Raw genomic sequence first — 18,670 nt, forward strand, 5'->3', positions numbered from 1 at the left:
CAGAACAGTGGGCGTCTCAGGCGTCGACGTACGACTCGTTGAGTTCCCATTCGCCGTCGTCGGTCTCGACGAAATACTCGCCGTAGAACGGAACCCGGTTGTCGACGACCTCGCGGAACGTCTCACGGATCTCCTCGCGCCCCAACTCGCCCATCGACCGGAGGTCGTCGTTCCGGTTGAGACAGCCTTTGAGGTAGCCGTCGTGTGTGACCCGCACGCGATGGCAGTTCGCACAGAACGTCGGGTTCTCAACGGGGTCGACGATCTCGACCATGCCGCTGTCGGCGGGGTCGTCGGCCGGCGGCGCGTCGGGATCGGTACTGGAGACCCAGTAGCGGCGCCGGTTGTGCATCTTGCGGTGTTCGACGGTGTCGGCGATCTCGCCGAGCCAGTCGTGGACCCGCCCGATGTCGATGTTCCACTCCGGCCGTCCCGTGAGTTCGGGCATGTACTCGATCAACTGGAGCTGGAGCCCCTCCCGGTCTGCGACGTGTTCGACCATCCCCTCGACGTAGTCGGCGGTGTGCTCGAAGACGACCATATTTAGTTTTACGGGGGCTAACCCCGCTTCGAGTGCCGCGTCGACGCCGTCAAGTACCGACTCGTAGGCACCGGATTCGGTGACTGCCGCGAACTCCTCGGGGTCGAGTGCGTCCTGTGAGACGTTGACACGCGATAGCCCAGCCTTCTTGAGTGCCTCGGCGCGGCCGCGAAGGAAGGTGCCGTTGGTCGTCAACGAGGCCTCCATCGAATCGGGGGTGCGGCGGACGATCTCTTCGAGATCCCGTCGCAACATCGGCTCGCCGCCGGTGAACTTGACTTTCTCGATGCCGAACTCCGCGACGACCTCCAGAAACCGGACGATCTCGTCGGCGGTCAACTCGTCGTCGGTCGGCTCCATCGGTCCGCGGGTGTCGCCGAGCCCCTCGTTGTGACAGTAGATACAGTCGAAATTACAGCGGTCGGTCAACGAGATCCGGACCTCGGTCACCTCCCGACCGAACTCGTCTTCGAGTGGCTCGCCCATACGACGGTATGGTCCCCTCGTACTCTTAAATGAGCGGTCTTCCTACCGACAATTGAAACCGAAACCCGTTTCATGACGCGAATCATGTCGTGGGAATTGGTCCCACGTTGGGGTGGGAGCGGGTCTATCCCGTCCGACGACGGTGGATGAGCAGTCCGAGAAGGTAGGCGAACGCCGCGAGGACGCTGCCGACTGCTCCCCAGACGACGACGGCAAACAGCGTCGGTCCGAGGGTCATCAGTCCGACACCTCCGGGGTCGTCGGGGTCGACTCCTCGGCGGCCGGCTCGTCGAACGACTGGAGGTCGGTCGACAGCGCGTCGAACTCGAAGTTCCCGCTCCCGACGACGACAGCGAGGCCTGTCACTAGCGCCGAGACGCCGGTCGCCCCGAGAAAGGCAGGCAGGAACGCCGGCTCCGGGAGCAGGCCACCGAGACCGGGAACCAGCGTCACCACTCCCCGGAGCATCGGGAAGTAGGCGATGCCTACCACCAGCCCTGAGAGGCTGCCGGCCAGCGCGCCGCGTTCGGTCAACCCCTCGGCGTACAGTCCCCAGATCAGCGGGACGAAGACGGCCGCCGCCAGCAGGTCGGCGGTGAGGAACAACTGCAGGACGCTGTACCCCTGTGCCCCGATCACGATAGCGCCGCCCGCGACTGCGACGGTCACTCCCCGACCGACCATCCGGAGCGACCGCCCGCCCTCGACCGCGCCGAGGCGGGCGAGGTCGACGGTCACGAGACTCGAAATCGCGTTCAACATCGTGTCGGCCGAACTCATTACCAACAGGACGACCAGCAGGACGACGACGAAGGCGACCGTCTCGGGTAGCACCTCGGTGACGACGAGGAAGAAGGCGACGCTCTGGGTCTCGGGAGTTACCAACCCGAGCCCCGCGGCGGCGACGCCGAACAGTCCCGCCAGCAGCACCATCGGCACGACCGTCAGCGCGGCGACGCCGAACGACCGCGACAGCGTCGATGCGCCGTCGGCGGCGTAGACGCGCTGCCAGATCCCCTGGTTCAGCATGTTCGCCCCCAGCACCGCGAAGACGACGTAGAGCCCGAACTCCAAGCCGGGCCGGAACCCCGGATCGAGCAGGTTGGGGTCGGTCGACATTGCGGTCGTGTACATCTCGGTGGTACCGCCCAGCGAGACGACGGCCACCCCGAAGCCGACTGCCAGTAGGGGGAGGATAACAAGGGTCTGGACGGTGTCGGTGAAGATGCTGGCGACGAGGCCGCCGTAGGCCGTATACACGAGGACGAACAGCCCGACGGCAGTGGCGGTCTGCCACGCCGGTACCCCAGCGACTAGTTCGAGCGAGCCCGCGATCGCGGTCATCTCCGCAGCAAGGAAGATGAACATGTAGAACACCGAGACGACCAGCACCACGAGATACATCGCCGGGCCGAACCGGACGAGGACGAACTCCGTCAGCGAGTGGCCCGTGGGCATGAGTTCTCGGATCCGCCGGCCGACCGGAACGAAGAGCAACAGCGGAATCGCACTACCGACTGCGTACCCCGACACGGCAGTGATCCCTCCGAAGGCAGCGCCGGCTTCGGCAGGGCTAAACAGGATCCACGCACCCATCGTCGACGCGACGAGCGTCGCGGTCGTCGCCGCGGTCCCGGCGGAGTTCCGCGCGGTTAGCAGGTCTTCGACCGTCCCGACCCGACGACGGGAATACAGCACGCCGGCGACCGTAACGACCGCCAGCGTAGCCACCGTCGACGCGAGGGCGACCGTCTGGGAGACCACTCACCACACCCCCCGACCGGCAGGCCAGCGATCACGGACCGCAGTTCTCAACCGACACGACACGTACGGGTAGTAGCGCTTCATCGCCTGCATGCTCGGACCGCACCGAAATATAAGTGGCGAATATAACAAGCAAATACAGTCGTCGACCGACCGCACCGACAGCGACGGTTTCATCAGGAACGTTCCTCCGGAACCGGACCGGTTTTGAACCCGCAGGGAAACTGGCGAGTATGACCGACGACCCCGACGATCCGGCGGTGCCTATCGTCTGTGAGGCCTGCGGGACCGAGACGACCGTCCCGCTGTCGGACGTTGCCGACCAGCTCGAGACCCACAACGAAAACAGACACGACGGCGAGGAGTGCGCCGAGGTCGACCCGGCGCTCAAATCCCAGATACAGGACTTGGTCGCCAAGGACATCGGGCTGTTAGAGTAAGGCTACCGACCGGTAGTAACTTTCTACTACGGATGCAGGTGCGTAGTTGCTGTTCTGCAGTCCCGGCTTGGGTCGACCCAGCCGAAGCGCCGTCAGTCAGGACCGTGTTAGCCCGATCCGGAGTCCGTCGCGGGCGACCCTGATCTCGCCGTCGAAGCCGCCGGCCGCGATCGCCTGCCGCATCTCCTCGTGGCGGCCGTCCGTGTGCGGGTAGAGGTGAGTCAGATACAGCCGGTCGACGTCGCAGTCGGCGAGCGCCGTCCCCAACTGTGTCGGCGTTGGATGCCCCGAAACCTCCACGTCGTCGGGGAACGAGCAGTCGTGGGCGAGCACCCGGCAGCCGTCGGCGAACCGTGCCAGTCCAGCGGTGGCCTCCGAATCGCCGCTGAAGGCGAACACCGGCGACTCGTCGGCGCTATCGGCAACTCGGTAGGCCAGCCCGTCCATCGAGTGTCTGGTCTCGTGGCCTTCGATTCCGAATCCTGCGACCTCGAAGGCGTGACCGGCTGTCACCTCCCGGATCCGGAGGTCGACCCGCCCATCGAGGTAGTCGTGGACCGACAGCAGCCCGTCGACCAGTGCTTTCGTCCCCTGCGGGCCGACGACTTCGAGATGCTCCTCGCCGGCGAGCCACCGCGCCTTCAACAACGGCAGTAGATCGGCGACATGGTCGAGGTGGTGGTGAGTGAGGAGGATGCTACCGACGCCTTCGTATCCCGATTCGGTGTTTGCGAGCCGGTGGAGGACACCGCTCCCACAGTCGATCAGTAGGGACCGACTACCGGCCGTCAACAGGAGGCCGCTCTGCATCCGACTCCCGGTTGGCATCGCCGATCCGGTTCCGAGAAACGTGACCTGCATGGTCGTCCGAAGGCCGCTAGCGGCCAAAGGGATTCGGATCGTCACTGTCGGCACAACCGACTTACGCGGTGGCACACAACTCCGAGCCGATGGCTTCATCCGGCCGTAGCCTCCTTGCGGCAACCGACGCCGACTACGCGTTCGACCCCGAAACGGTCGACATCGCCGACGAGGACGTGCTCTCGCTGTTCGAACCCGTCGTTGCCGACTGGTGGGTCGATCAGTTCGGCGAATTCGTCGCCAGCAACGGCGGCTTCTTTACCCCGCCGCAGCGCGGGGCGATCCCCCACATTCACAACGAGCGCAACGCCCTGATCTGCGCGCCGACCGGCTCCGGCAAAACGCTCGCCTCGTTTGCGGCGATCATCAACGAACTGTTCGCCCGCGAGCAGGCCAGCCCGGATGGCCTCGATAACGCGGTGTACTGTCTCTACATCTCGCCGCTGAAATCGCTGGCCAACGACATCCACCGTAATCTGACCGTCCCACTGGAGGGGATCGCCGACCGGCTGGCCGACGACGGTATCGACACCGACATTCGCCATGCGATCCGCCACGGCGACACCGACAGCAGCGACCGGCAGGCGATGTTGGAGACGACGCCACACATCCTCAACACGACGCCGGAGACGCTGGCGATCCTGCTCAACAGCCCGAAATTCAAACGGAAGCTCGAAACCATCGAGTACGTGATCGTCGACGAGATCCACAGCCTCGCCGAAACCAAACGCGGCACCCACCTCGCAGTGTCGCTGGAACGCCTCGAAGCGATGACCGACACGTCGCCGACCAGAGTCGGCTGTTCGGCGACGGTCGAACCGCTGTCGACGGTCGGGGAGTTCCTCGTGGGTCGCCGCGAGCCGGGCGGCGACGCCCGGGAGTACGAGCTGGTCGACTCCCGGTTCCTTCGGGAGTTCGATATCAGGCTGGAGTGTCCGACCGACGACCTGATCGACACGCCACGGGAGCTGATCCACGACCGACTCTACGACCGCCTCGACGACCTGATCGTCGACCACACCAACACGCTGGTATTCACCAACACCCGGTCGGGGGCCGAACGCGTCCTCCAGCGACTTCGCGATCGGTTTCCCGACCGATACGATGAAACGAACTCCGGCTGTCACCACGGGAGCCTCTCGAAAGACCGCCGCACCGAGATCGAGGCGGGGTTGAAAGCCGGGGAGCTCGATGTAGTGACGACCTCGACCAGTCTGGAACTCGGGATCGACATGCCCCATCTGGATCTGGTCGTCCAAATCGGCTCGCCGAAATCGGTCGCCGCGCTGCTCCAGCGGGTCGGCCGAGCCGGTCATCGACTCGGCCAGACCGTCATGGGACGGGTGATCGCGCTGGATCGCGACGAACTCATCGAGTGTGCAGTGATGCTCGACCGGGCCGAAGCGGGGTTCGTCGACCGCGTGTTTGTCCCCGAAAACGCCGCCGACGTCGCCGCCCAACACGTCTACGGAATGGCGATCAACGACGTTCGGCGGGAGACCGAAGTGAAGTCGACGCTCCGACGGGCGTATCCGTTCCGTAACTACGATTCCACTGACTGGGAACGGCTGATGCGATATTTAACAGCCGACTACCCGGGGCTTGAAGCCAACAACGTGTACGCGAAGATCTGGCGGGACACGAACGATCCGCCGGACGGCGAGCACCACTACCCCGATTTCTCGGTCGGCGAGTCACTGATCGGCAAACGGGGCCGGCTCGCCCGCGTCATTTATATGACCAATATCGGGACGATCCCCGATTCGTTTAGCTGTGCGGTTCACACCCGCGGCGACAGCGAGTGGGTCGGCACCCTCGACGAGGGGTATCTCGATACGCTCGATCCCGGTGACGTGTTCGTCCTCGGCGGACAGAACTTCGAGTACTGCTACCGGCGGGGATCGAAGGTGTACGTCGAACCGACCGCGGCGCGCCCGACCGTCCCCTCGTGGTTTTCCGAACGGTTGCCGCTGTCGTACGATCTGGGTCGGGAGATCGTCGGCTTCCAGACCGAGCTTTGTGACCGCTTCGAGACCGGTGGCATCGCCGGTGTCAGGAGCTGGCTCCGCGAGTTCCCGATCGACGAGCACAGCGTCCGGGCGATCAGCCGGCTGTACGACGAACAGCGACAGTATCTCGGCGAGGCGACAGTGAGCACCGACGAGCGGCTGGTGATCGAAACCGAGATCGACCGTGCCGAATACCGCCGCCGGTTCTACGTTCATTCGAACTACGGCCGGGCGTTCAACGACGGACTCTCCCGGCTGATCGCCCACCGCTGTGCTCAGCAGACGACCGCCAGCGTACAGGTCGCGGTGGCAGACAACGGCTTTTCGATCGCCATGCCGCTCAACCGGAAGGTCGACGTCGCCGGCATCATCCGGGAACTCGACCCCGAATCGGTGGCCGGGGAGCTGCGGGCGGCCCTCGACGGCACTGACCTCCTCCAGCGGTACTTCCGGATCAACGCGACCCGGTCGCTGATGATCCTCAAACGCTACAAGGGCCACGAGAAATCCGCCGCCCAGCAGCAGGTCTCCAGCGAGATGCTGCTGTCGTTCGCGCAGGACCTCGATTCGTTCGCGGTCACCGAGGAGACCTACCGGGAACTCACCGAGGATAAGCTCAACATAACCGGGGTTAAGGAGTTCCTACGCCAGGTCGAGAGCGGCGAGGTCGGAATCGAGACCCACACGGTCGACTCCCCGAGCCCGCGGGCATTCGGGTTGGCGACACTGATGGCCAGCGACGTGGTGCTGGCCGACGACGAAAGCGCAGTGCTTCAGGATTTCCACGACCGAGTCCTCGCAGAGATCGACGACGGAGCCGGCGCGGTCGAGCCGGAGTGAGGTGGGCAGCCTCCCACTATTTATAAACGGCTGCCGACCCGAAACCCACCAATGCGGTTCACACGGGTGACGATGCCGGCCGTCGACCCACTGCACGTCGCCGAGTGGTATCGTTCCCGGTTCTCCCCGTCTCCTGACAGTCCTGGGACGGGGCCGGTCGTGGGACTCGGCGAGACCGACCTTCGATTTACCGAGACCGACGCCGCCCCGCCCGCACATCTGGCGTTTCGAGTACTGCTCGACGGCGCGGAGATCGCCGACTGGCTGGCCGACCGGGCGATGATTACCCCGGTCGACGGCGAGCCGAGTCGCCGCTTTCAGTTTCTCGACGCGACGGCGGTGTATGCCGAGGATCCGGCGGGAAACGTGCTCGAAGGGCTCTCGTACACCGGCGACCGACGGAACGCCGGCGCAGCAGCCGTCGACGGGGTCACCGAGGTTGGCCTCCCGGCCCGCGATCCACTGGCGCTCGTCGAGTGGCTCGAAACGACGGTCGGGCTCTCGCCGTGGGGAACGCCGAGCGACACGTTCGCGTGGGTCGGCGACCGACACGCTCGGTTCGTGATCGTTCCGACGGGCCGGGAGTGGTATCCAACTGATCGTACCACCGGTATCGCGCCGATCTCGGTGACTGTTGTCGACGAGTCGGCACACTCGGGTCGACACGTCCATCCGACGCACCCCTACGAGGTCGTCGTCGGTTGAGGGATGGCGACGCTCGAGCCGGGGGTAGGAACCGTATAACGAATTTAGTGCGGCGTTGGAGGGCGCGCGGTCGTCAGCGGTGGGTTGCGATGTCGACGACCGACGACTCGCTGGCGATCACGAACGCCTCCTGTCGCAGGAGTTCCTCGTCCTGCGGCAAAAACAGCAGGTGCGTTCGGTCCTTCTGCGTCGTTCGGACGACATCCCACTCCGTGCCGACGTAGCCGAGATCGTCGACCGGATCGGGGTCCGCCGAGAGCGACTCCCAGTCACTGTATGCGACCATGACTACTGTTCGGCCTGTTCGACGGTGAGATCGACGTGACCCTTGACTTGGAAGCTGACGAGGTCGCCGGAGAACCGGTAGCCGTCGAGGCCTTTGGCAACGACGCCGGTGGCGGTCGATTCGTCGACGCGGTCCTCGATATCGTCCCATGGACTGCCGCCGTCGGCGACCGAACTCAGCGAGTCGCTCCGCTCGATCCGGCCGCTGACGACGATCTTGTACTGGGCGAGGTCGTCGCTGACAGTCCCATCGAGCAAGAGGACGTTGGCGAGGTCGTCCTCGTCGACTTCGTCCGGCGATTCTGCGGGGACGTCCTCGGAATCATCTGCGGACTGATCGTCTTCGTCCGACCGGTCGTCGCCGGCGGCGTCGACGAGGTCGTCTGCCGGGAGCTCCTCGCCGTTGAGGAACAGCGAGACGGCGTCGCTGTCGCCGTCGATCGAGACCGAGGTGAGCTCGCCGGCGACGTCGAACGAGTCGCCGCTGGAGCTCGCTCCCGAGAGCTGCCCCGTGGCCGTCCACGTACCGTCGTCGTTCTCGCTTGCGCTCTCGCCGACCGAGTCGTCGTTGGCGTTGAACTGGTCGAGGTCGTATCGCGGGGTGATCTCGTCAGTCGCGGTGAACTCGTAGCTCGCGCCGTCGGAAGGTTCGGTCGACACCAGCAGTCGGTCGGTGCCCTCGGCTGGTTCGTCCGCACTCGCCGAGCCCGAATCGGACGAGCTTCTGTCGGGTACTGTCTCACCCTGAGGGTCCTCGCCGGTCGGCGACTCGGCGTCGCTGCCGGTGGTGGCGTCGAACTCCGAGGGGTAGTCGAGATCGCCGTCACCGGTGATGCTGATGTTCGTGCCGGTCCAGCCTTCAGCGGTGTTGCCGTCCTGATCCGAGATGGCGTCGTTGCTCGTGTTGTTCAGAATGCGGACGTTGTTGATCGTCCCCGAACCACCCTCGGCAGTGCGGTGGAGCTGGATCGGAGCCCCGGCGCCGTCGTAGGAGTGGATGATCTCACAGTCCTCGATCACGATGTCGTCACCGGGGGCACGGACCCGAATCCCGCGCTGGTTCCGCGAGCCGCTGGGAGATCTCGGCGCGTCGTCGTCGTTGATGATCAGACAGTTCCGGACGACGCTCTCCGAGGAGCCGATCCGGATGCCCGCGATGTTGTTGTTGTGGGAAGTACAGTTCTCGACGATCACTTGACCGTCGTTGCCGTCGCTGTACCCCGGTGAGGAGGCATAGATCCCGTTGTCGTCGAAGCCCGAATAGTAGCAGTTCCGGATCTCGATGACCCCCGCGTGGTCCCGGGGCACGTAGAAGGCCTTGGCTTCGCCGCCGGACTCCGAGCCGTCGGGGAAGTTGAGATTGTCGACGACGATCCGCCCGTCCGATTCCGCATCGAGGCGGAATCGCGTGTTCTCACCGGTTGCCTCGCCGCGAACCGTGAAGTTCCGGATCTCGACGGTCCCGCCGCTGGCTTTGATCGTCTGGTACCAGTCGCCTGCGGTGTTGTTGAGAATGACCTCGCCTTGGCCGACGATGGCCGCGTCACGACTCGCACCCGTGAAACCGTCACCATCCCAGTCGTACTCGCCTTCCGGGACGCGGACCTCGACGCCGTCGTCGACGAACTCTTCGAGATACGGGTCGATCTCGTCGCCCTCACTGAGCCCCTCCGCACCGAGGTCGACGACCGTTTCGGTCTGGGCGGCGACCGACGTCGTTGCCCCGACGCCACCGATGGCCGCCGCGGCGACGGCCGAACCGCCGAGCCGCATATAATCCCGTCTGTTAAGCTGTGCCTTCCGCCCGGAGCCGTCCGAATGGCGTTCTGCCATATCCCGTTAGGATCAGGTTATACATATAGTATTTCTGACCAGTTGTGTCGGGATACAGTTCCATTGAATCGGTATACTGTGTATCTACGGATATTCGACACCCACTGGCCACTACTTACATGCGTTTTAGATACCACTGAGGGCGGTTTGTCACACTACGCGCCACCCATGAAATCGCCGAACGGTCGAATCTGTGGGGGACGTCGACCGGTAACACGACCCTCTCAGGGTGGTCCTGTCGGTCAGACTTCGTACGCCGCGATCGAGGCGTATCGTGTGTACACCGAGCCGAGAACCGCGCCGTATACCCAATGGTTGACCAGTGTCAACACCAGATAGACGACGAGTCCGACGCCGCTCTGATCGGTATAAAATGCGAGCACGAAGCCGGTCCAGACGATGGTCCCGTAGGTAACCCCACGGAGCGGAATACTATCCGCCGGCGGGAGGTAGTTACCGAGCGTGATGAACAACAGGGGGAGGACCGTCATCCCCCCGGCAACGAAGATCGCTACCCCGCCCCAGAAGTCCAGTCCGTAGCCGACGATGTTGGCGAACCCCGAAAACGCGACCGGATCGAGCACGCCCAGCACCGTCGCCATCCCGAAGATCGGCTGCATGGCGATCATGCCGCCGAGGCCAGCCAGTCCCGCGACAGACAGTTCCCGGACACCGATCTGGCCGGACTCACGGGAGATCTCCTTGGAACTGCGCGCCTCCTGTTCGTTACTCATACACACAGTCACGGCGCAGAGGCCGAAAAGTGTAGTTCAGGCGAGGAATACAATCACGCCAAGCGGCTCCGGTAGTGACCGCCTACCGGTCGGCCCAGTCGAGCAGCCGACGGTAGAACGGATCGGTCGACAGCGCCTCCGGGTCGCCGACGAGGACGAGTCCCTTTTTCGCCCGCGTAAGCGCGACGTTGATCCGGCGGTGATCCTCGAACAGCGGGCCCTCGAGCTGCCCGGTGGCAACGAACGAGACGACGATTAGCTCCTTGCTCGACCCCTGAAACCGGTCGACCGTATCGACGGTCACGTCGACGCGGCGGCTGATCTCGGCGACCTGCGCGCGGAACGGGGCGATCACGCCGATATCGTCGGGGTCGACTCCGGCCTCGATGTAGGCGTCGACGATCTCGGCGACGCGGTCGGCTTCGGTCGGGTTCGTGTTGCCCACACGCGTGCCATCGGGGTCGAGAAACGCGACCGCATCCCGAAGCTCGGCCGGGAGCCGATCGGGAGCACAGAGCGCCGAGAGCGACTGGGCGGCGACCGCGCCCGTCGCGGGCCGGAGCGCGCCGTCGTAGAACTCGGCCGAGGAAAAGGCCTGAATCCGCTGGCACATCCGGTATTGACGGGTTAACATCACCGCTGCGTCGGGGTAGTCGTCGATTAACCGCTCGAACAGCGACGTAGAGAGGGGGTTGCTCTCGGCGGTCTCGTCCCCGCCGTCGGCCGACTGGACGACCGGCGGGAGCTGTTCGTGATCGCCGACCAGCACGAAGCGGTCGGCCAAATTGAGGGCGGCCAAGGCGCTGGGTTCTGTGAGTTGGGAGGCCTCGTCGACCACCGCCACGTCGAAGTTCTGTTCGCGCATGACACGGGAGCCACAGGAGGCGGTCGTCGCCGCGACGACCGGGGCCTCGCGGAGTTCGGCGGCCCGCTCGTGGGGGTCGCCGCGCGTTTCCAACTGCACGTCGAGCATGTCCTCTCGGATCCCGGTATCGGTGCCGACCCGGCAGATGTCCTCGAACCCCTGCTCACGGAGGGCTTCGAGGGCGTTGTCGACCGCCCGGTTTGTAAAGGCCGTCAGCAGCACACGGTCGCCACGGTCGACGAGCGCGCGGATCAACCGGGCGATCGTGTAGGTTTTCCCGGTTCCGGGCGGGCCGTGGATCAGTGCGCAGTCTTCGGCATTGACCGCGAGGTTGACCGCCCGGTTTTGCCCCTCGTTATTGTCGATAAACATCTCTCGGGCGTCGTCGAAGGCGGGTTCTCTGCGGCCGAAGAGGATGTCTTTGCGGTCGTCGCTGCTCTTGAGGACGGTGTCGTGGAGCGCAGTCAGCATGCGGTCGACCGAGAGTTCGGAGGGGTAGACGTCGAGCCGACGGAGGTCGACCGGTTCGTCGGTGGTGACGACGATCTCCTCGCCGAGGTGCGTGATCCGACAGAGTTCGGCGTGGCCTTCGACGGGGTCGCCCTCGCTGGCCAGCGCCACGTCGCCCTCCCGTAGTTTCGAGACGGCGTCGTCGAGCTTTCGGGCGCGAAGTTCCCAGCGATTGCCGTCGATCTCTTTCCGTCCAATTGGTTCGAGGTCGATCAGCGCCCGGTCGTCGTCGGCCCGCTCTGTTTCGCCTTGCTCCCAGAGTTTGCGGTACTCGTCGTGGACCGCGCGGCGTTCGGCCTCGATCGCCCGGTAGAAGCGCTCGAAGTACTCCCGTTCCTCCTCGGGGATCGGTCGACCCACTGCGCCGGCTTTCGACTCCTGATCGAGTCGTCCCGAGACGACCATGCAGGTGTCCTGCTCGAAGCAGTACTCGCATTTGGCGTCGGCCTCGTACCCCGTCGGAACCGCCTCGCGGGCCTCCATGGCCGCGAGTTCGTTTCGGCTGCGGACCACGAATTCGAGCAGGCCCGTGCCCATCGTGAACTCCTTGGCCGGCGAAAGGTCGCCCGACTCCTCGGTGCGTTCGAGTGTCGTGTTCTTCGTATACAGCAGGGTGCCGGTGTCGACGTCGACGCCGCGTTCCTCCAGCATGAGGGCGTAGCTGGCCGCCTGAATCTTGTCCTGAAACCGCGGCTCGCGGCTGGTGTTTTTCCCCGTCTTGAGTTCGACCGGCATCCCACGGCGGAGGGCGTCGGCCCGACCCTTGAGGCCGAAGGTCGGACTGATGAGCGTGTACTCCGAGCGCCATGCGTCCTCGTCAGTGAGGGTCCCTTGGGCGAGCCAGCCCTCGATTGCCGCCGCGTTGCCTCGGACCTCACCTGCGACCTCCTCGACGTCTCGACCCAGCAGACCGAGTTCGAGCCCCGCCTCGGCGACCCGATCCTCGATGGCTGTGTCGAGGTCGCGTCCGCGAAGCAGATCCCCGAACACGTCGTGGACGATGGTCCCTTTGACGACCGGGTAGTTCAGTGGGATCGCCGACAGTTTGTTGAGATAGTACATGCGGGGACACTGGACCCACGACCGGATCGCGGTCACGTCGACCAGAAAGTCGGGTTCGAGGACGACATAGGAGTCGCCGGTCGTGCTGTAGCTCACCGTCCCGTCGTACTCGTCGACCTCGGGATCGGTAACGATCAGATCCATTCCGGGTTCGGCGTGCTCGGCCGTGTCGGCCCAGTTGGCCCACAGCGTCACATCGACTGCCGCATCGCCGCCGGTGTCGGTGCCGTCGGTCGGTCGGAGCCGACACTCCGCGAGTTTTCGCTCGCCGTACTCGGTTTCGACGGTCGTCGGCGCGTCGACCGCGAGGATCTCGCCGCGGAGGCTGCCTGTCACACCCACATTCGGTGACGTGGGCTGAAAAACACTACCGATGTTGCCGCTCCCACCGGCATGGCCGGGAGCCGACACCTGGCCGGTCCGCCAGCGATCGTGTCGACGGTCGGGGTTACGCCATTGATTCGATGCCGGAGACGTCGAACCGCACGCCACCGGATTCGCTTTCGCCCACCGTGATCGACCACCCGTGAGCGGTGACGACGTTCCTCACGATCGACAATCCCTGACCGGTGCCCGCCTCGGCGTAGGTCACGCCGCGCTCGAAGACGTCCTGTCGGCGGGACTCGGGGATCCCCGGCCCGTCGTCGGCGAGGAAAAACCCGGAGTCGGTCGACCCGACCCGTATCCGGACGTCGTCGCCGCCGTGTTCGACGCTGTCGTCGGCCTGTGGACGACTGCCCGTGGAGCCATGCTCCACGCTGTCACCGGACTGCGTCCGGTTGCCCGTGGAACCGTGTTCCACGCTGTTCCGCAGGAGGTTTTCGAACAACTGCAGCAGTTGGTCGGCGTCGGCGTCCAGACGCCGTGTCGACTCGACCTCCAGGGTGGCGGCCGGCGCCCGGACGGTGCTCCAGGCGTCGGTCACGACCGCGTCGAGCGAGAGCCGTTCACGGTCGGGACGGCGGCCGCTGCGGGCCCGTTCGAGGGTCGACTCGATGAGATCGTCCATCCGTTCGAGGGAGTGTTCGATTTCGTCGAGATGTTCGGTGTCGTCCCGGTCGGCTTTGGCGAGTTGCGTGTGGCCGACGGCGACGTTAAGCGGGCTCCGGAGGTCGTGGCTCACCTCGTCGGCGAACTCGCCGAGCCGATCGTTCCGCGCCCGTAGCTCCGCCCGTTTGGCCGCGAGTTCGGTCACGTCCCGAAAGATGTTCACTTCGCCGGCGGCCCCATAGCCGTACTCCAGTTCAGACCGCCGCCGCGTGAACGTTCGAGTCTCGCCGTCGACCGGGATCTCGACCGTCGCGTTCCCGACGTCGTCGCCCCCGTCGAGCGCTGGTGTCCGGCATTCGATCGCCTCGGCCGTCGTGCCGACGTCGATACCGAGGACCCTCCGAGCCGGCTCGTTGCAGCCGGCGACGACGCCGTTCGGGTTCAACACGTAGACGGGATCGCCGAGCTCGTCCATGATCTGTTGTTCGGCGGCGGGGGAGATCTGGAGGAACTGATACCGTTTGATCGAGACCGCATACAGTATCCCCGCGACCGTCCATCCGATCGGCGTCGGATCGAAGTACGTAGGCACCAGATCGAGTACCTTACTCATCCCGAGCGTGGCCGAAAAGAGGATCAAAAACAGGACGATCCCCGACTGGATCCGCCGTCGACGATCGGAACTGCGGAGGAACTCCCCGAGGACCATCCCGGCACCAAACACAACGAGCGGGACCGAAAACACGACCGTCACTAGCGGCCTGATCGAGCCCGCGCCGGCCGGAATCAGTATCTCCGTCGCTCCGTAGGCGTTGTCGACCGTGTAGATCAGATTCGAGGGGTTGAACCACGACACCACGAAGAGGACGACCGACGGCACGAACAGGACGTACACTCTCTTGGGGACAGCCGTCTTGAACGCGAACTCGTAGCTGTACATGAACGTGAAGACGGCCGACAGCCCCACCGCAGCCACGTAAAAATGGGTGGCGATGAGTCGGAACGGCGGACCGACCAGACTCATCACGCCGAAAGAAAGCGACCAGACTATCCCACAGACCATTGCATACCGAAACCAACGGACGGCCGGCCTGTACCGTTCGTTTCGGAGCCAGTAGACGATACACGCCAGCGGGATCGCACTCACGATCATCACGATCCCGGACGTCGTCGGTGTGAGCAGTTCCAATAAACTGGCTATGGAGGGAACCATCTCGTGGGGAACGTATAGAAACACAATATCATCTCATATATTTTAATTGGTACGAACATAAATTGTAGGCTAATGTGAAATAATAGAACAGTTGTTCGTGATAGATTCTCGTTCCACTGGCTCGAAACGCTCTCCCAGAGACCGGATGGGAGCCATCCCGTCGTCGACCTCGGCCGGTCAGCCGCTTGGTGACCAGCCGGCGCGTTCGTGGACGAGGAACTCCGCGGCGTTGACCACGTAGTGGGCGACGACCACGACCAGCAGGCTGCCCGACAGGACGAAGACCGCTCCCAGTCCGATTCCGAGCAGGCCGGTGACGACGATCCCCAGCCGGCCCTGTGCACCGTGGCCGAGGGCGAAGGCGACCGACGAGCCGACCACGAGTAGCCACGGCGGGAGACCGGCCCCCGCGGCGGCAACCCCGATCAGCGCCCCGCGGAACAGTAGCTCCTCGAAGCCGGCGATGATCGGCAGGACGACGACCAGCAGTAGCACCCAGCCGGCGGCGGTGTCGGGAGCCAGCGACTCGCGGAGTTCGGTCGGCGCGACTAGCCCGTGCCGCCGACCCACCGCCGCCCCCGCTTCGTTGAGCAGATACAGTCCCACGCCGACCGCGAGGCCGGTTCCGAACGCCCCGAGCGTCAACGACTCCGGAGCCAGCCCGAAGGCCCACGCCGGGATCTCGGTGTACCACGCCATCAGGACCACCAGCACCGCGAACACGCCCTGCGAGACGGCGACGTTCGCCAACAGTGCGGGCGTCGACAGCGCCGTCGCGGTGCTACTCGCTGCCGGTCCGACAGTCGATTCGGCCGGCTGCTCGTCGACCGGCGGCCGTTCGTCGGTCGGTGGCCCGTCGATGGTCGACCGTTCGTCGCCGGCCGGCGATCGCTCAGCGGTCGACGGCTGGTCGGTGGTCGACGACTGTTCGACAGCCGACGGCTGGTTGGTGGTCGACGGATGATCGGTGGTCGACTGGTGATCGGTGACCGATGGCTGGTCGCTGGCCGACCGACTGGTGGGCTGGGAAGTCGGGGCAGAACTGTCGAGTGTGGCCGTCGACGCGCGGGTCAGTGCGAGCAAAAGGACGACAACGACACCGACGACGCCGAGAAAGGTCGACCACTGAGCCATCGGGCCCTACTGCGGGCTCGGGCTGGAGGGGCCGGCGACACTGCCGTCCTGAAGCGCCGAACCGGTGATCGACTTGAGTCGGGCCACGAGCGAGTCCTTGTCGGCCTCGCCTTCGAGGGCGACGTCGAGGACCTCGCTGATGTGGCTGACGGGGATGATCTCGATCATCTCCTTGTACTCGTCTTCGATCATCACGTCCTGTTCGTTGGCCTTCGGAATGATGACCCGTTTACAGCCGGCCTTGGCGGCGGCTTCGATCTTGTGGGTCACCCCACCGACCGGCAGCACGTCGCCACGGACCGACAGCGAGCCGGTCATCGCGAGGTTCTGGCTGACGCCGACGTCTTCCAGCGCCGAGATCACCGCGGTGGCGACCGTAATCGATGCCGAGTCGCCGTCGACGCCCTGCTGGCCGGCCTGGACGAACTGGATGTGGATGTCCCGTTCGGTAATGTCCTCGTCGGAGAACTTCTTGATGATCGCCGAGACGTTCTGGACCGACTCCTCGGCCATCTCCTTGAGCTGGCCGGTGGCGATCACTTGGCCGCCACCCTGTGTGGGTGTCACCTCGGCCATCACCGGCAGCATGATTCCGGAGTCCTCGCCCATCACGGCTAGCCCGTTGACGCGGCCGACCTGATAGCCGTCGGAGACCTGCAGTTCGTAGTCCTTGCGGCGCTCGATGAACTCGTCGGCGAGCTGCTGTTCGATCGACCGCGAGCGGTCTTTGGCCTGCAGGACGTGGTCGCGAGTGGTGTACTCGGCGTCCTCGGAGCGGGCGATGTCGCCCGCGACACGGACCAGTCCGCCGAGGTTCCGGAAGTGCAGCGTCAGGTGGCCCTTGCGGCCCGCCCGGCGGCGGGCTTCGAGGATGACCTCCTCGATGGCCGCGTCCTCGAACGGCGGCAGTCGACCGTCGTTGGCGACCTCTTGGGCCACGAATCGGACGTACTTCCGGCGCATCTCGGGGGTGTCCTCGATGGTGTCCTCCATGTACACCTCGTAGCCGTACCCCTTGATACGGGAGCGCAGCGCGGGGTGCATGTTCTCCATCGCATCGAGGTTCCCGGCGGCGATCATGATGAAGTCCGTCGGGACGGGCTCGGTCTGGACCATCGCACCCGAGGAGCGCTCGGACTGGCCCGTAATGGAGAACTCCCCTTCCTGAATCGCCGTCATCAGGTGCTGCTGGGAGCGGATATCGAGGGTGTTGATCTCGTCGATGAACAGCACACCCTTGTTGGCCTTGTGGATGGCTCCGGGCTCGACGCGGTCGTGGCTCGGCGTCTCCATCCCACCGGACTGGAAGGGGTCGTGCCGGACGTCGCCGAGCAGCGCGCCAGCGTGGCCACCGGTCGCGTCGCGGAACGGCGCGGTGGTGGTGTCGGCGTTGTTGACCAAGAGATTGGGAACCATCGCGTCGCTGCCACGCGAGGCGTAGCGGAACGCGAGATAGATGATCCCCGCCGCGAGGATGCCAAGGAGGATCTGGCCGGCGATGATGAGCGCATAGCCCAACACGACGGCGATGATGATCCACATGAGGAAGGTCCGCATCTGGTTGCGCTTGCGGGCTTCCTCTTTGTGGGCGTCGACGATCTGTTCGCCCTTGCCGGCCGGGACGGTCCGGACCTTCGGCTTGTTGCCGTCGTCGGGGTTGTGGTAGACCAGCACGTCCTGCAGCTCCTCTTTGGGGAGGAGTTCGGCCATCGCCTTGGCCAACATCGACTTGCCAGTACCGGGCGAGCCGATCATCATGACGTGTCGCCGCTGTTTGGCGGCCTTGATGATCACGTCGCGGGCGTGTTCCTGGCCGATAACCTGATCGACGAGTCGGTCGGGGATCGAGACGTCCTCCGTGGAGTCGATCAACAGCCCGCCGAGCAGGTCGTCTTCGCCGACGTCGTCGGCGATGGGCGCGTCGACCTCGACGTCGCTGCCGAGTTCGTCGATGCTCGGCGGCTCGTCGTCGGTCGGCTCGGCGGGTGTGTTACCCCGAGACCGTGAGCCGCCGGTCGGGCCACCCGTCTCGAAGAGTTCCTCGTCGGTGAGAACCGGCTCGGAGTCCTCGACCGACTCCTGGTCGTGGGAGTCGGCTCGGTCGTCCGCCTGCCCGTTGGTGACCGCCTGTCCGTCGTCGTCCGGCTGCCCGTCGGCCGGCCGGTCGGTCTCGGCGGTAGTCTCATCGTTCACCCCGGAATCGGGGGGGCCGTCGTCGGTGTCCGTAGGGTTGCTCATAGAACGGTTTCGCTGTCAGAAAAGACGAACTGGCGATTGATATACTTTCTCCCATTCGCCAACACTGCCACTATACCGTCATTTGCCGGTAGACGGCTGCTACCTCTCTATCTGGTGTCTCGGTCCGACTCGCCGACTTTATAAATCGAGCCGTGGTAGG

At 64.9% G+C, this 18,670-nt stretch carries 13 protein-coding genes; 3 read left to right on the top strand and 10 right to left on the bottom strand.

Features of this window, described 5'->3' with window-relative positions:
* Window positions 1-16: 16 nt before the first annotated feature.
* Both moaA and NKJ34_RS01955 read right to left on the bottom strand, forming a co-directional pair.
* On the bottom strand, window positions 17-1,027 hold the full coding sequence (moaA, locus tag NKJ34_RS01950; RefSeq protein ID WP_253736570.1) for a GTP 3',8-cyclase MoaA: 1,011 nt from the start codon (window positions 1,025-1,027) through the stop codon (window positions 17-19).
* A gap of 237 nt (window positions 1,028-1,264) precedes the next feature.
* The gene (locus tag NKJ34_RS01955; RefSeq protein ID WP_253736571.1) at window positions 1,265-2,791 is read right to left on the bottom strand and encodes a sodium:solute symporter family transporter; all 1,527 of its coding nucleotides are present in this window, start codon (window positions 2,789-2,791) and stop codon (window positions 1,265-1,267) included.
* A gap of 233 nt (window positions 2,792-3,024) precedes the next feature.
* Between NKJ34_RS01955 and NKJ34_RS01960 the strand changes: the two genes are divergently transcribed.
* Window positions 3,025-3,231: a DUF8149 family protein gene (locus NKJ34_RS01960; RefSeq protein ID WP_253736572.1), complete on the top strand. Its 207-nt coding sequence runs from the start codon at window positions 3,025-3,027 to the stop codon at window positions 3,229-3,231.
* A 96-nt stretch (window positions 3,232-3,327) separates the two neighbouring features.
* On the opposite strand, the gene NKJ34_RS01965 is transcribed toward NKJ34_RS01960, so the two are convergent.
* Entirely contained in the window at window positions 3,328-4,092 is a 765-nt protein-coding gene (locus NKJ34_RS01965; protein WP_253736573.1) for an MBL fold metallo-hydrolase, read from the bottom strand.
* A gap of 89 nt (window positions 4,093-4,181) precedes the next feature.
* Between NKJ34_RS01965 and NKJ34_RS01970 the strand changes: the two genes are divergently transcribed.
* Complete coding sequence (locus NKJ34_RS01970; protein ID WP_253736574.1) at window positions 4,182-6,941, top strand: ATP-dependent helicase; 2,760 nt, start codon at window positions 4,182-4,184, stop codon at window positions 6,939-6,941.
* Between the two features lie 51 nt (window positions 6,942-6,992).
* Window positions 6,993-7,646 carry a VOC family protein gene (locus tag NKJ34_RS01975; protein WP_253736575.1) on the top strand — a complete coding sequence of 218 codons (654 nt, stop codon included), beginning with the start codon at window positions 6,993-6,995 and terminating at the stop codon, window positions 7,644-7,646.
* 73 nt (window positions 7,647-7,719) lie between these two features.
* Here the strand turns inward: NKJ34_RS01975 and NKJ34_RS01980 are convergent, their stop codons facing one another.
* From NKJ34_RS01980 to lonB, 7 genes are all read right to left on the bottom strand, one after another.
* Window positions 7,720-7,932: a hypothetical protein gene (locus tag NKJ34_RS01980; protein ID WP_253736576.1), complete on the bottom strand. Its 213-nt coding sequence runs from the start codon at window positions 7,930-7,932 to the stop codon at window positions 7,720-7,722.
* A 2-nt stretch (window positions 7,933-7,934) separates the two neighbouring features.
* Window positions 7,935-9,764, bottom strand: coding sequence for a right-handed parallel beta-helix repeat-containing protein (locus NKJ34_RS01985; protein ID WP_253736577.1), 1,830 nt, complete (start codon window positions 9,762-9,764; stop codon window positions 7,935-7,937).
* Between the two features lie 242 nt (window positions 9,765-10,006).
* Window positions 10,007-10,498, bottom strand: a complete 492-nt coding sequence (locus NKJ34_RS01990; protein ID WP_253736578.1) for a DUF6789 family protein — start codon at window positions 10,496-10,498, stop codon at window positions 10,007-10,009.
* Between the two features lie 82 nt (window positions 10,499-10,580).
* Window positions 10,581-13,271, bottom strand: a complete 2,691-nt coding sequence (locus NKJ34_RS01995; protein ID WP_253736579.1) for an AAA domain-containing protein — start codon at window positions 13,269-13,271, stop codon at window positions 10,581-10,583.
* Between the two features lie 112 nt (window positions 13,272-13,383).
* Complete coding sequence (locus NKJ34_RS02000; RefSeq protein ID WP_253736580.1) at window positions 13,384-15,138, bottom strand: histidine kinase N-terminal 7TM domain-containing protein; 1,755 nt, start codon at window positions 15,136-15,138, stop codon at window positions 13,384-13,386.
* A 177-nt stretch (window positions 15,139-15,315) separates the two neighbouring features.
* Window positions 15,316-16,272 carry a CPBP family intramembrane glutamic endopeptidase gene (locus NKJ34_RS02005; RefSeq protein ID WP_253736581.1) on the bottom strand — a complete coding sequence of 319 codons (957 nt, stop codon included), beginning with the start codon at window positions 16,270-16,272 and terminating at the stop codon, window positions 15,316-15,318.
* A gap of 6 nt (window positions 16,273-16,278) precedes the next feature.
* Window positions 16,279-18,510 carry an ATP-dependent protease LonB gene (gene lonB, locus NKJ34_RS02010; RefSeq protein ID WP_253736582.1) on the bottom strand — a complete coding sequence of 744 codons (2,232 nt, stop codon included), beginning with the start codon at window positions 18,508-18,510 and terminating at the stop codon, window positions 16,279-16,281.
* Between the last annotated feature and the right edge of the window lie 160 nt (window positions 18,511-18,670).

This window comes from Halohasta salina (genome assembly GCF_024178165.1).
In the GTDB taxonomy this organism is placed as follows: Archaea; Halobacteriota; Halobacteria; order Halobacteriales; family Haloferacaceae; genus Halohasta; species Halohasta salina.